We start from the raw sequence: 13,332 nt of genomic DNA on the forward strand, positions 1-13,332 counted from the left end.
GCCCCCCTGCCCCGCTATGCCCCGACCCAGCAAAAGGAGCCCGCCATGATCCCGCGTTACAGCCGCCCCGAAATGGTCGCCATCTGGTCCCCCGAGACCAAGTTCCGCATCTGGTACGAGATCGAGGCCCATGCCTGCGATGCGCAGGCCGATCTGGGCGTGATCCCGCGCGAGAATGCCGAGGCCGTCTGGAAGGCCCGCGACGTCCAGTTCGACGTGGCCCGCATCGACGAGATCGAGGCCGTCACCAAGCATGACGTCATCGCCTTCCTGACGCATCTGGCCGAGCATGTGGGCGCCGACCAGGCGCGTTTCGTCCACCAGGGCATGACCAGCAGCGACGTGCTGGACACCACGCTGAACGTGCAGCTGGTCCGCGCCAGCGACCTGCTGCTGGCGGGCATGGACCGGGTTTTGGCCGCGCTGAAGGCCCGCGCGCATGAACACAAGGACACCGTCCGCATCGGCCGCAGCCACGGCATCCACGCCGAACCGACCACCATGGGCCTGACCTTCGCCCGCTTCTATGCCGAGATGGCCCGCGGTCGCGCGCGCCTGCAGGCCGCGCGCGAGGAGATCGCCACCGGCGCGATCAGCGGCGCGGTCGGCACCTTTGCCAATATCGACCCCGCCGTCGAGGAGCATGTCTGTGCGAAGCTGGGCCTGCGCCCCGAACCGATCAGCACCCAGGTCATCCCGCGCGACCGCCATGCGATGTTCTTTGCCACCCTGGGCGTGATCGCCTCCAGCATCGAGAACATCGCCATCGAGATCCGCCACATGCAGCGCACCGAGGTTCTGGAGGCCGAGGAGTTCTTTAGCCCCGGCCAGAAGGGCTCGTCCGCGATGCCCCACAAGCGCAACCCCGTCCTGACCGAGAACCTGACCGGTCTGGCGCGGCTGGTGCGCATGTCGGTCATCCCTGCGATGGAGAACGTCGCCCTGTGGCACGAGCGCGACATCAGCCATTCCTCGGTCGAGCGCGCGATCGGGCCGGACACGACCATCACGCTGGATTTCGCGCTGCACCGCCTGGCGGGCGTGGTCGAGAAGCTGGTGATCTATCCAGAAAACATGCTGCGCAACATGAACCAGTTCAAGGGTCTGGTCATGTCCCAGCGGGTGCTGCTGGCCCTGACGCAGGCCGGCGTGTCGCGCGAAGACAGCTATCGCCTGGTTCAGCGCAACGCTATGAAGGTCTGGGAAAAGGGCGCGGATTTCCGCACCGAACTGCTGGCCGATGCCGAGGTGACCGCCGCCCTCACCCCGGACGAGATCAACGAGAAGTTCGATCTGGGCTATCACACCAAGCATGTCGATACGATCTTTGCGCGCGTCTTCGGCGCCGACCCGCTGTAATTTCGGGTCGCCGTCAACCTTGCGTTAAGGCTGTCGTGGCAATCTGCCGTCGGATGCGATGACGGAGGCGGCGATGACGGGCCAGACAGGGCTGAACCAGCGGCAGAAGGCGGCGGTGATCGTGCGCCTTCTGCTGGACGATGACGAGGTCGCGGGACTGGACCGCCTGAACCCCAATGCCCAGACCCTGCTGGCGCAGGAGATGGCGGGGATGGAGCTGATCGACCGCAACACCCGCGACGCCGTCATCACCGAATTCTGCGACCGGCTGGAATCGGTTGGTGTCACCTTTCCGGGCGATCTGGACGGCACGCTGGCCATGCTGGGCGCACGGTTGTCGGACGACAGTTCTGACGCGCTGCGGCGCACTGCGGCGATCACCGGGCAGTCCGACCCCTGGGTGCGCCTGTGCAACCTTCCCAAGGAATCCCTGATCACGCTGGCCAATGCCGAATCCGTCGAACTGGTGGCGCTGATGCTGTCCAAGCTGCCGGTCGAGGCGGCATCGGCCACCTTCATCGCCCTGCCCCGCGACCGGGCGCGCGTGGTGGCGCAGGCGATGTCGATGACCTCGGGCGTGACGCCCGCGGCGCTGCGCCGGGTCGGGCTGGTGCTGCTGCAGGCGGCCGAGGCGCTGCCCAAGCCCGCCATCGCCACGCCGGCCTGCGACCGCATGGGCGCGATCCTGAACTTTGCCACCGCCGATCTGCGCGATGACGTGCTGGGCGCGCTGGACGAACGCGACATGGAATTCGCGGATGGCGTGCGCAAGGCGATCTTCATCTTTGCCCATATCCCCACCCGGATCGAACCTCGCGAGGTGCCCAAGATCGTCCGCGAACTGGATCAGACCACGCTGGTCCGCGCCCTGGCCGCGCCGGCCGAGGCCGATGCGGCTGCCGCGGAATTCATCCTGTCGAACCTGTCGCAGCGCATGTCCGACGGCCTGCGCGAGGAGCGGGAGGCCTTGGGCAAGCCCCGCCCCAAGGATGTCGAGGAGGCAATGACCGAGGTCATCAGCGCGATCCGCCGCCTGCAGGAGGCGGGTCAGCTGACCCTGAAGATGCCGCAGGACGACGAATAGGGTCTTGGCGCGGGCAGGTCCCCGCGCGATAACCCCGGCGACCGGAGGCGCAGATGACCAACCAGATCGCGATTGCCCTGCTGCTGCTGATCGCTGCGGCCTTTGCCGTGGACCATGTGTGGCTGGACGGACACCTGCCGCTGATGGCCGCGCGGGCGATGGATCGGTTGATAGAGTATCTCAGCTTCTGGCGCTGACGGGCGGGGCTGCTGCCCGTTTCGGCATTTGCATCGCCCCTGCCGCCACGCTACACCACGGGCAACCATCACCTGCTCGAGAGGGATACCCATGGCAGTCAAGGTCGCCATCAACGGCTTCGGCCGGATCGGTCGCAACGTCCTGCGCGCAATCATCGAATCGGGCCGCACCGATATCGAGGTCGTCGCCATCAACGATCTTGGCCCGGTCGAGACCAACGCCCACCTGCTGCGCTATGACAGCGTTCACGGACGCTTTCCGGCACAGGTCACGGTGTCGGGCGACAGCATCGACGTGGGCCGCGGCCCGATCAAGGTCACCGCGATCCGCAACCCGGCCGAACTGCCCTGGGGCGATGTCGACGTGATCATGGAATGCACGGGCCTGTTCACCTCCAAGGAGAAGGTGCAGGCGCATCTGTCCACCGGTGCCAAGCGCGTCCTGATCTCGGCCCCGGGCGAGAACGCGGACAAGACCATCGTCTATGGCGTGAACCACGACACGCTGACCAAGGACGACCTGGTCGTCTCGAACGCCAGCTGCACGACGAACTGCCTGTCGCCGGTGGCGAAGGTCCTGAACGACACGATCGGCATCGACCGCGGGTTCATGACCACGATCCACAGCTATACCGGCGATCAGCCGACGCTGGACACGATGCACAAGGACCTGTACCGCGCCCGCGCCGCGGCGCTGTCGATGATCCCGACCTCGACCGGGGCCGCCAAGGCCGTGGGGCTGGTCCTGCCGGAACTGAAGGGCAAGCTGGACGGCGTGGCCATCCGCGTGCCGACGCCCAACGTCTCGGTCGTGGACCTGGTGTTCGAGGCCAGCCGCGACACCTCGGTCGCCGAGATCAACGGTGCCATCAAGGCGGCCGCCGACGGCCCGCTGAAGGGCGTCCTGGGCTATACCGAGGAATCGCTGGTGTCGTCCGACTTCAACCACGACCCGCATTCGTCGATCTTCCACATGGACCAAACCAAGGTCATGGAAGGCCGCATGGTCCGCATCCTGACCTGGTACGACAACGAATGGGGCTTCTCGAACCGCATGTCGGATACGGCCGTGGCGATGGGCAAACTGATCTGACACCCCTGCCGTGCCAAAGGAAAGGGCCCCGTTGCGGGGCCCTTTTTCATGGCAAGACGCCACATTCAGTCGGCATAGATCATCCGCACCGTCATGCCGCCATCGACGACAAAGCGCTGGCCCGTCACGAACCCGGCCTCGTCCGAGGCCAGCCAGGCGACCAGCCCGGCGATATCTTCGACCCGGCCGACGCGGCCCACGGGATGCTGATTGCGGTCGGCGTCGGAATGGTCCGCATCGCTGCGGTTCGCGGCCTTCTGCCACGGCCCTGTGTCGATCCAGCCGGGCAGGATGCAGTTCGCGCGCACCTTGGGCCCCAGGCTGACCGCCAGCGCATGGGTCATCGCGACCAACGCGCCCTTTGCCGCGGCATAGGCCTCGGTGTCGGGTTCCGATTGCAGCGCACGGGTCGATGCCATCGTGACGATGCTGCCCCGCGCCTGACGCAGCAGTGGCACCGTCGCGCGGATCACCAGAAAGGCCCCGGTCACGTGGCTGTCCTGCCACCGCTGCCAGTCCTCAAGGCTCAGATCCTCGATGGGGCCGCTGACCGGGTCGGCGATGCCCGCATTCGACACCACCAGGTTCAGCCCTGCCCCCTTCAGCCAGCCCTGCAGGGCCAGCATCCCCTGCGCCACCTGCCGTTCGTCGCCGACATCGATGGGCAGGGCCAATAGGCCGGGATCGGCCGCGCCGATCTCGTCCAGCGCCTCTGCATCCAGATCAAAGACCGCGACGCGCCAGCCGTCGGACCTCAGGCGGGTGACGATGCCCCTGCCGATGCCCTGTGCGCCGCCGGTGATCAGTGCCGTCTTCATCCGCCCGCTCCATCCCGATGTTGCGTTAGGGACCAACGGGGCGGATGCACGGCTTGTTCCGCCTCAGCCGGCCTTGACCGCGGACAGGCGCCGGGAATTCGCGCGGGTCCGTCGGGCGTAGGGCCGCATGCCGGCCGACAGCATGCGTTCGGCGCTGTGCCCACGCATCCCCGCGCTGGCCATCGCAAACAGCGATTCCGATACCGCAGCCTGCTTTTCGGCGACCATGCGGAACGGCTCTCCGGGGGCCTGGACCATCAGGCCCATCATCCCCGCCATGCGCAGCCCGATCACCATGTTCGATTCGATCGCGATCCGCGCGAACTGGGACGCAAGCCGGGCCTGGGCTGCGGGAAGAATCATCGGCATCATCGGGTTCATCGGCGAGGGTCCTTTCGGCTGCCATCACAGGAACTGCCCGGCAAAGCCACATTGCGCCCCATGGCGCAGACACTCAACCGCGACTTTCGGACAGGGTTCCCGAAATCTGAACGCGGCTGCTTGGCAAGACGGTGCTGCCGTGGTTAGAGGCAGCCTCATGACACAGACGCTGACCCTTCGCCGCCCGGACGACTGGCACCTGCATCTGCGCGACGGCGCGATGCTGGCCGCGGTCGCGCCGCATTCCGCGCAATTCGGCCGCGCGATCATCATGCCCAATCTGGTGCCGCCGGTCACGACCGGCGCCCAGGCTGCCGCCTATCGCGACCGCATCCGCGCCGCCCTGCCCCAGGGTGCCGCGCTGGACCCGCAGATGGTGCTGTACCTGACCGATACGACGGACGCGACCGATGTCGTGGGCGCGTTCCGAGACGGGATCATCCGCGCGGTCAAGCTGTATCCGGCGGGTGCCACCACGAACAGCGCATCGGGCGTGACCGATTTCGACCGCGTCCAGCCCGTGCTGGAGGCGATGGCCGAGGCCGGCGTGACGCTGTGCGTGCACGGAGAGGTCACCGACCCGTCCGTCGACATCTTCGACCGCGAGGCCGTGTTCATCGACACGGTCCTGGACCCGCTGCGCCGCCGCACGCCGGGCCTGCGCGTGGTGATGGAGCATATCACGACATCACAGGGCGTCGATTACGCCCGCGCGGGCGGCGACGACCTGGGCGCGACGATCACGACGCATCATCTGGTCATCAACCGCAATGCCATCCTGGCGGGGGGCATCCGGCCGCATTACTACTGCCTGCCGGTCGCAAAACGCGAATCCCACCGCCTGGCGCTGCGCGAGGCCGCGACCAGCGGAGATGCGCGGTTCTTCCTGGGCACCGACAGCGCGCCGCACACAGACGCGGCGAAGTTGCAGCCCTGCGGCTGCGCGGGCTGCTTCACGGCGCCGAACACCATGTCGATCCTGGCGCAGGTGTTCCAGGACGACGGCGCTCTGGACCGGCTGGAAGCCTTCACCAGCCTGAACGGCGCAGCCTTCTATCGCATGGCGCCGAACGCGGACCGCATCACCCTGACGCGCCGCGACACGGCCGTCGACTATCCGGCGCAGATCACCGCGGGCGACGAGACCGTCACCGTCTTCGACCCCGGTTTCCCGCTGTTCTGGCATCTGGAGGACCAATGAGCCTGACCTTCCCCGCGCGCGACGAGATCGCCCGCCTGACCGCCCGGATGCTGCTGGAAATCAAGGCCGTCGACTTCAACGCCGCCCAGCCCTTCACCTATGCGTCCGGTCTCAAGGGGCCGACCTATGTCGATTGCCGTCGCATCATCAGCTTTCCGCGCGTCCGCGCCACGCTGATGGATTTCATGGCAGCGACCGTCATGCGCGACGCGGGCTTCGAGGCCTTCGACAACGTCGCGGGCGGTGAGACCGCGGGTATCCCCTTCGGCGCGCTGGTCGCGGAACGCTTGGGTCTGCCGATGACCTATGTGCGCAAGAAGCCCAAGGGTTACGGCCGCAACGCCCGGATCGAGGGCGTGATGACCGAGGGCCAGCGGGTCCTGCTGGTCGAGGATCTGACCACCGACGGCGGCAGCAAGCTGTCCTTTGTCGACGCGATCCGCGAGACGGGCGCGACCTGCGCGCATACGGCGGTGATCTTCTACTATGGCATCTTTCCGAAGACCACGCAGCGGCTGGCCGATCACGGCGTGGCGCTGCATCACCTGTGCACCTGGTGGGACGTCCTGGCCGAAGCCCGCGCCCAGGGGGCCTTTGACGACGCGACCCTGACCGAGGTCGAGGCCTTCCTGACCGACCCCCGCGCGTGGCAGGCGGCAAACGGCTGATCCGGGGTTATCCCCAACAAACTGCGGCCGGCCCCATGACGCGGCCGGCCGCTTCGGTTTAATCTGGACCGCAACCAACGAAGGGGCAGGCAGACCATGAGCACTCTCACCGTCACCAGCGCGCATTTCATCGTTCCCGGACAGGCCGACGGGCCCGAGGACAAGCAGGCCATCCCCTTTTCGCTGGAGGCGGAGCAGCAGTTGCTGGGCGCGCTGCTGACCAACAACGACGTGTTCGACCGGGTCAGCCAGATCATCAAGTCGGACCATTTCTATCACCCGGTCCATGCCCGCATCTTCGACATCTGCGCCGAACGCATCCGCCGCAACGCGCTGGCCAGCCCCGTCACGATCAAGGCCTTCCTTGAAAACGACGACGGCCTGAAGGAACTGGGCGGCCCGGCCTATCTGGCGCGCATGGCGGCAGCGGCGATCAGCGCCTATGCCGCGCGCGACTATGCCCAGATGATCCGCGAATTCGCCCTGCGGCGCGAGTTGATGACCCTGGGCCAGGACATCGCCGCCCGCGCCGCCACCGTCGAAGTCGGCGACGACGCCGAGGAGCAGATCAAGGCCGCGGAACAGACGCTCTACAAGCTGGGCGAGGCCGGGGTGGCCGAACGCGGGTTCCAGTCCTTCCTCAAGGCCGTGACCGGCGCGGTTCAGGTGGCCAACGCCGCCTATCAGCGCGACGGCAAGCTGTCGGGAATTTCCACCGGGCTGATCGACCTGGACGGCAAGATGGGCGGTCTGAACAATTCGGACCTGATCATCCTGGCCGGCCGCCCGTCGATGGGCAAGACCGCGCTGGCGACCAACATCGCCTTCAACATCGCCAAGTCTCACAAGCTGGGCGAAAAGCCCGACGGCACCCAGGGCTCGATCGAGGGCGGCGTCGTCGGCTTCTTCAGCCTCGAGATGTCGGCCGAACAGCTGGCCGCCCGCATCCTGTCCGAGGCCGCCGAGGTGCCGTCCGAGCGCATCCGCAGCGGCAACATGGACGAGGGCGAATTCCGCCGCTTCGTCGAGGCCGCGCATGCGCTGCAGAACTGTCCGCTGTTCATCGACGACACGCCCGCCCTGCCCATCAACCAGCTGGCCGCCCGCGCCCGAAAGCTGAAGCGCACGCATGGGCTGGACGTGCTGATCGTGGACTACCTTCAGCTCTTGAAGGCCGCGACCGCCAAGGACAGCCGCGTGAACGAGGTGTCCGAGATCACCCAGGGCCTCAAGGCCGTGGCCAAGGAGCTGAACATCCCCGTCATCGCCCTGTCCCAGCTGTCGCGCCAGGTCGAGAACCGCGAGGACAAGCGCCCGCAGCTGTCGGACCTGCGCGAATCCGGCTCGATCGAGCAGGACGCCGACATCGTGATGTTCGTGTTCCGCGAGGAATACTACAAGGAACGCGAAAAGCCCTCGGACAGCGACCTGGACGCGATGGCCCGCTGGCAGCAGGTGATGGAGAACGTCCATGGCAAGGCCGAGGTGATCCTGGGCAAGCAGCGCCACGGCCCCATCGGCACGGTCGAGCTGGCCTTCGAGGGCCAGTTCACCCGCTTCGGCAACCTTGCCCGCGACCGCCAGAGCCAGTGGGACTGATCCGATGACCCTGCCGGTTCCCGTCGCCACGATCGGCCTGCTGCTGGCCTCGAACATCTTCATGACCGTCGCGTGGTACGGTCACCTCAAGTTCAAGACCGCCCCCCTGGTGACGGTGATCTTCATCAGCTGGGGCATCGCCTTCTTCGAATACCTGATGCAGGTGCCCGCGAACCGCATCGGCTACGGCTATTTCAGCGCCGCCCAGCTCAAGACCATCCAAGAGGTCATCAGCCTCTCGGTCTTCGCGATCTTCTCCTGGGTCTATCTGGGCGAACGGATCGGTTGGCAGCACGGCGTGGGCTTCTCCCTGATCTGCTTGGGCGCCTGGTTCATCTTCCACGACTTCGGCTGATCGCGGGGGTGGCCCGGAGGGGGCGCCGCCCCCGCCGGCGGGGGGGCCGGGGGGCCAGCCCCCCGGCTCGCTGCGCGGGACGCAATCCATCTGGCGCATCCCCCCGCAGCCGCGCTATGGATTTCGCGCGGAGGTTTTGCAGATCGTGCATTCCGCCCCTCGAAAGGTCCGACCATGCGCACGCCCCCCCATCTTCTGACCCTCGTCGCCCTGTCCGGGGTGTCCGCGCTGTCGATGAACGTGTTCCTGCCCTCACTGCCCGGCATGGCGCGCGATTTCCAGGTCGATTACGGCGTGATGCAGCTGTCGGTCTCGGCCTATATCGGGGCCAGCGCGGTCCTTCAGCTGCTGGGCGGCCCGCTCAGCGACCGCTTTGGCCGCCGGCCCGTGGTCATCTGGGGGCTCATCGGCTTCCTGCTGGCCACCATCGGTACGCTGCTGGCGACCACGGCCACCACCTTCCTGGTCTTTCGGCTGGCGCAGTCGGTCATCACCGTCTGCATGCTGGTCCCCCGTGCCGTGATCCGCGACCTCTATGACGGTGATCGCGCCGCCTCGATGCTGGGCTACGTCACGATGGGCATGGCCGTCGTGCCGATGATGGCCCCCGTCTTTGGTGGCGTTCTGGACGAGCTGTTCGGCTGGCAGGCCAACTTCGCCGTCATGGGCCTTCTGGGCATCGCCGTCCTGGCGCTGGCCTATCGCGACATGGGCGAGACCGTCCGTGGCGGCGGGATGAGCCTGCGCGCCCAGATGGTCAACTATCCGATCCTTGCCCGATCGCACCGGTTCTGGGGCTATTGTCTGGCCGCGACCCTGTCGTCGGGCGCGTTCTTCGCCTATCTGGGCGGCGCGCCCTTCGTCGGGGAACAGGTCTTCGGCCTGACCCCCGCCCAGGTGGGCTACTGGTTCGCGGCGCCCTCGATCGGGTATCTGCTGGGCAACTTCCTGTCGGCGCGCTTCTCTCCGGTCATGGGCCTGAACCGGATGATCCTGATCGGCGCGGTCATCTGCCTCGTCGCGCTGTCGGCCGCGCTGCTGGTCGACCTGTCGGGCGTGGTGCACCCGCTTGTCTTCTTCGGCGCCATCGCGCTGATGGGGCTGGGCAACGGCATGGTCCTGCCCAACGCCAATGCCGGCATGATGAGCGTGCGCCCCGAACTGGCCGGGACCGCGTCGGGCCTGGGCGGCGCCCTGGCCGTGGCCGGTGGCGCAGCGCTTTCGGCGCTGGCGGGCGCGCTGCTGCAACCGGGCAGCGGCGCCACGCCCCTGCTGGCGATCATGTGCGCCTCCGCCCTGGGCGGGTTGCTGGCGATCACCTGGGTGCTGCGCCGCGAACGTCAGCTGGCCCTGCAGGGCTGAACCTCTTGCCCGACCGCCTTTGCAACCGCTAGAACCGGCTTTGCAAACGGGGGATGGGACGTGGCGACACAAAAGATCTATGCCGGCAGCGCGCTGCGCGAAACCCGCGCCCGGGCCGCCCTGACCCAACGCCGCTTTGCCGAAAAGCTGGGCGTGTCCCTGCCCTATCTGTCCCAGATGGAGAACAACCACCGTCCCATCAGCGCGGGCGTCCTGCTGCGCCTGGCGCAGGAATTCGGCGTTGACCTGACCACTCTGGCCGCGGGCGATGCCGAGCGCATGGTCATCGACATGCAGGAGGCCCTGGCCGACCCGCTGTTCGATGCGGCACCCCCTTTGGCCGACCTGCGCCTGGCCGCGACCAATGCCCCGGTGCTGGCCCGCGCCTTCCTGGACCTGTACCGCGCCCATCGCGAAGGCCAGGAACGCCTGGCCGCCTTGGACCGGCTGCTGGTCAATGCCGCGGCCGAGGCGCCGACCCGCCTGTTCCAGCTGCTGCATCTGGTCGCCCTGGAACGCCAGTCCGACCTGCTGGAGGCGACCCTGGACCTGGCACGCTTTCGCAGCCCCACCGCCCGCCAGATCGCCCGCCTTGGCATGGCCAACTATTTCGCCGGCGCCGCGCTGATGCCCTATCGCGCGTTCATGGCCGCGGCCCAGGCCGAACGCCATGACCTGGAACGGCTATCGCACCTGTTCGACGCGTCGCTGGAACAGGTCGCGCATCGGCTGTCCACGCTGCAGCGGCCGGGCGCCAAGGGGGTGCCGTTCTTCTTCGTGCGCGTCGATCAGGCGGGCACGATCACCAAGCGCCATTCCGCGACCCGCTTGCAATTCGCCCGCTTTGGCGGTGCCTGCCCGCTGTGGAACGTCCATCAGGCGTTCGAGCAGCCGGGCCGCTTCCTGCGTCAGCTGGCAGAGACTCCGGACGGGGTCCGCTACCTGCTGCTGGCGCGCGACGTCTCGAAGCATGCGGGCGCCTTCAACGCGCCGGTCCGCCGATTTGCTATCGGGTTGGGGGTCGAGGTCGCGCATGCGGGCGGGCTGGTCTATGCCGACGGGCTGGACCTGACCAAGCCGCGCGCCTATCAGCCCATCGGGATTTCGTGCCGGATCTGCCCGCGCCCGGACTGCCATCAGCGGTCGGTCCCGCCGATCGACCGGCCGCTGCGAATCCCCGCGGATCGCGATGGCCCCCTGCCCTATGAAATCACTTAGGTTTCTCGCCCCCAGGTTGCACGATTGGCGGATCCTTGCCGATAAAGGCAGGGTTCCGCCAATGCGGGGAACCAGACCGTAGGGTCTTGTTGCCAAGAAGGCACAGCTGCTGTTTACCCGTGACCGAACGGAACAACCCGCCGAACTGCTGACAACGGCGTGCCTTCGAGGGACAGTATCTGACAATGACGGTGATGGATCGACTGAACGGGTCGCTGGAAAAGTGGCTGCCGGAGCAACGCCTTTTCCTCCGCTCGGATGATACGACACGCTTTGTCCGCCTGCGCCCCGTGACCCAGATGGTCGGCATCAGCGGCATCACGCTGGTCTTCGGATGGACGCTGGTGGCCAGTTCCTTCCTGGTCATCGACGCCGTCAGTTCGGGCAACACCCGCGAACAGATCCAGCGCAGCCAAGCCGCCTTCGAGGAGCGCCTGGCCGAGCTGCAGGCCGAACGCGACGCCCGCGCCGCCGAGGCGCTGGCCGCGCAGTCGCGCTTTGCCGTGGCGCTGGACCAGGTCTCGCAGATGCAGTCGCAGCTCCTCTCCTCCGAGGAGAGCCGCCGCGAGATGGAGACCGGCCTGGCTGCCGTCCAGTCCACGCTGCGCGACACGCTGGCCGATCGCGACACCGCCGTCGCCGCCGCCGATGCGGGCACGACCCCCGCCCCCGACCGGACCGAGGAATTCTCGGTCGCGCTGGATATCCTGTCGGGAGAGCTGCGCAGTTCGGCCGACCAGCGGTCCGAGGCCGTCGAGGAGGCCGAGGCCGCCAAGCTGACCGCACAGGAACTGACCGTCGAGCGCGACCAGATCCTGGCCCGCAACGACGAGATCCTGACCCAGCTGGAGGACGCCGTGACCGTGTCCGTGGCCCCCCTGGACGAGGTCTTCCGCAATGTCGGCATGAACCCGGACGAGGTTCTGCGCACCATCCGCAGCGGCTATTCCGGGCAGGGCGGACCGCTGACGCCGATGTCCTATTCGACCCGCGGCAACGCGGCGCTGACCGACACCGAACTGAAGGCCCGCCAGATCATCGTCACCCTGGAGCAGATGAACACCTATCGCATCGCGATCGAGAAGCTGCCGCTGGCCATGCCGGTCACCGACAACTTCCGCTATACCTCGGGCTTCGGCCGCCGGTGGGGTCGCATGCACGAGGGCATCGACATGGCCGGTCCCGTCGGCACGCCGATCCACGTCACGGGCGACGGCGTCGTGACCTTTGCCGGGCGCAGCGGCGCCTATGGCAACCTGATCAAGATCCGCCACGAGCTGGGCACCGAGACCCGCTATGCCCACCTGAGCCGCATCCATGTAAAAGTTGGCGATCGGGTGTCGCAAGGCGACCGGATCGGTGATATGGGGAATACCGGACGCTCGACCGGGCCGCATCTGCATTATGAAGTGCGCATGAACGGTCGGGCCGTGGACCCGATGAGCTTCATCAAGGCAGCAGACAATGTTCAGTAAGACCCGCGTGACCGAGACCCGCCCGACCCCCGACGCAGCCCCGCAGGCGGCCCCCGTCGCGCCCGAGCGCAGCACCCCCGAGGCGCAGGCACCGGCCGCCGCACCCCGTGCGCGCGTGGCACCCTCGGTCCTGTCAGCCGACCTGACTGTGACGGGCAACATCAAGACGCAGGGCGATATCCAGATCGAGGGCACGGTCGAAGGCGACATCCGCGCCCATCAGTTGACCATCGGCGAAACCGCCACCATCAAGGGCGAGATCGTCGGCGACGACGTCATCGTCAACGGCCGCGTCATCGGTCGCGTGCGCGGCCTCAAGGTCCGCCTGACCGCCACCGCGCGGGTCGAGGGCGACATCATCCACAAGACCATCGCCATCGAATCGGGCGCCCATTTCGAGGGCTCGGTCCAGCGCCAGGAAGACCCGCTGAACAACGGCGGCACCAAGAAGCTGGCCCCGCCGACCGAGTGATCGGCCTCTGCCACCGATCCCGACAAGGCCCGCGTTTCGCGGGCCTTTTT

At 67.3% G+C, this 13,332-nt stretch carries 14 protein-coding genes; 12 read left to right on the forward strand and 2 right to left on the reverse strand.

Annotated features, from left to right (window positions below; genetic code table 11):
* Window positions 1–45: 45 nt before the first annotated feature.
* From purB to gap, 4 genes are all read left to right on the forward strand, one after another.
* Window positions 46–1,359, forward strand: a complete 1,314-nt coding sequence (gene purB / locus GBO37_RS15290) for an adenylosuccinate lyase (RefSeq protein WP_045999497.1) — start codon at window positions 46–48, stop codon at window positions 1,357–1,359.
* Window positions 1,360–1,432: 73 nt separating this feature from the next.
* Window positions 1,433–2,443, forward strand: coding sequence for a FliG C-terminal domain-containing protein (locus tag GBO37_RS15295; protein ID WP_252929906.1), 1,011 nt, complete (start codon window positions 1,433–1,435; stop codon window positions 2,441–2,443).
* A 53-nt stretch (window positions 2,444–2,496) separates the two neighbouring features.
* Window positions 2,497–2,640 carry a hypothetical protein gene (locus GBO37_RS15300; RefSeq protein ID WP_045981171.1) on the forward strand — a complete coding sequence of 48 codons (144 nt, stop codon included), beginning with the start codon at window positions 2,497–2,499 and terminating at the stop codon, window positions 2,638–2,640.
* A gap of 91 nt (window positions 2,641–2,731) precedes the next feature.
* On the forward strand, window positions 2,732–3,733 hold the full coding sequence (gap, locus tag GBO37_RS15305) for a type I glyceraldehyde-3-phosphate dehydrogenase (RefSeq protein ID WP_045981170.1): 1,002 nt from the start codon (window positions 2,732–2,734) through the stop codon (window positions 3,731–3,733).
* A gap of 65 nt (window positions 3,734–3,798) precedes the next feature.
* On the opposite strand, the gene GBO37_RS15310 is transcribed toward gap, so the two are convergent.
* Window positions 3,799–4,551 (reverse strand): SDR family oxidoreductase, encoded by a 753-nt coding sequence (locus GBO37_RS15310; protein ID WP_045981169.1) that lies wholly within the window; start codon window positions 4,549–4,551, stop codon window positions 3,799–3,801.
* 63 nt (window positions 4,552–4,614) lie between these two features.
* Entirely contained in the window at window positions 4,615–4,932 is a 318-nt protein-coding gene (locus GBO37_RS15315; RefSeq protein ID WP_232303263.1) for an antibiotic ABC transporter, read from the reverse strand.
* A 157-nt stretch (window positions 4,933–5,089) separates the two neighbouring features.
* On the opposite strand from GBO37_RS15315, the gene pyrC reads away from it, so the two are divergent.
* The 8 genes from pyrC (at window position 5,090) to GBO37_RS15355 (ending at window position 13,282) form a co-directional block, all read left to right on the forward strand.
* Window positions 5,090–6,133 (forward strand): dihydroorotase, encoded by a 1,044-nt coding sequence (gene pyrC, locus GBO37_RS15320; protein ID WP_252929907.1) that lies wholly within the window; start codon window positions 5,090–5,092, stop codon window positions 6,131–6,133.
* Complete coding sequence (locus GBO37_RS15325; protein WP_252929908.1) at window positions 6,130–6,801, forward strand: orotate phosphoribosyltransferase; 672 nt, start codon at window positions 6,130–6,132, stop codon at window positions 6,799–6,801. The genes pyrC and GBO37_RS15325 overlap by 4 nt, the downstream gene beginning before the upstream one ends.
* Window positions 6,802–6,897: 96 nt before the next feature.
* Window positions 6,898–8,400 carry a replicative DNA helicase gene (locus GBO37_RS15330; protein ID WP_084693681.1) on the forward strand — a complete coding sequence of 501 codons (1,503 nt, stop codon included), beginning with the start codon at window positions 6,898–6,900 and terminating at the stop codon, window positions 8,398–8,400.
* A 4-nt stretch (window positions 8,401–8,404) separates the two neighbouring features.
* Complete coding sequence (locus tag GBO37_RS15335; RefSeq protein ID WP_045981166.1) at window positions 8,405–8,755, forward strand: DMT family protein; 351 nt, start codon at window positions 8,405–8,407, stop codon at window positions 8,753–8,755.
* 174 nt (window positions 8,756–8,929) lie between these two features.
* Complete coding sequence (locus GBO37_RS15340; protein ID WP_045981165.1) at window positions 8,930–10,117, forward strand: multidrug effflux MFS transporter; 1,188 nt, start codon at window positions 8,930–8,932, stop codon at window positions 10,115–10,117.
* Window positions 10,118–10,177: 60 nt separating this feature from the next.
* Window positions 10,178–11,335 carry a short-chain fatty acyl-CoA regulator family protein gene (locus tag GBO37_RS15345; protein ID WP_252929909.1) on the forward strand — a complete coding sequence of 386 codons (1,158 nt, stop codon included), beginning with the start codon at window positions 10,178–10,180 and terminating at the stop codon, window positions 11,333–11,335.
* Window positions 11,336–11,529: 194 nt separating this feature from the next.
* Entirely contained in the window at window positions 11,530–12,810 is a 1,281-nt protein-coding gene (locus tag GBO37_RS15350) for a DUF5930 domain-containing protein (RefSeq protein WP_371927600.1), read from the forward strand.
* A complete protein-coding gene (locus GBO37_RS15355; protein ID WP_045981162.1) occupies window positions 12,800–13,282 on the forward strand; it encodes a polymer-forming cytoskeletal protein in 483 nt (160 codons plus the stop codon). The genes GBO37_RS15350 and GBO37_RS15355 overlap by 11 nt, the downstream gene beginning before the upstream one ends.
* Window positions 13,283–13,332 lie beyond the last annotated feature (50 nt).

This window comes from Paracoccus sp. 08 (genome assembly GCF_024105395.1).
GTDB lineage: Bacteria > Pseudomonadota > Alphaproteobacteria > Rhodobacterales > Rhodobacteraceae > Paracoccus > Paracoccus marcusii.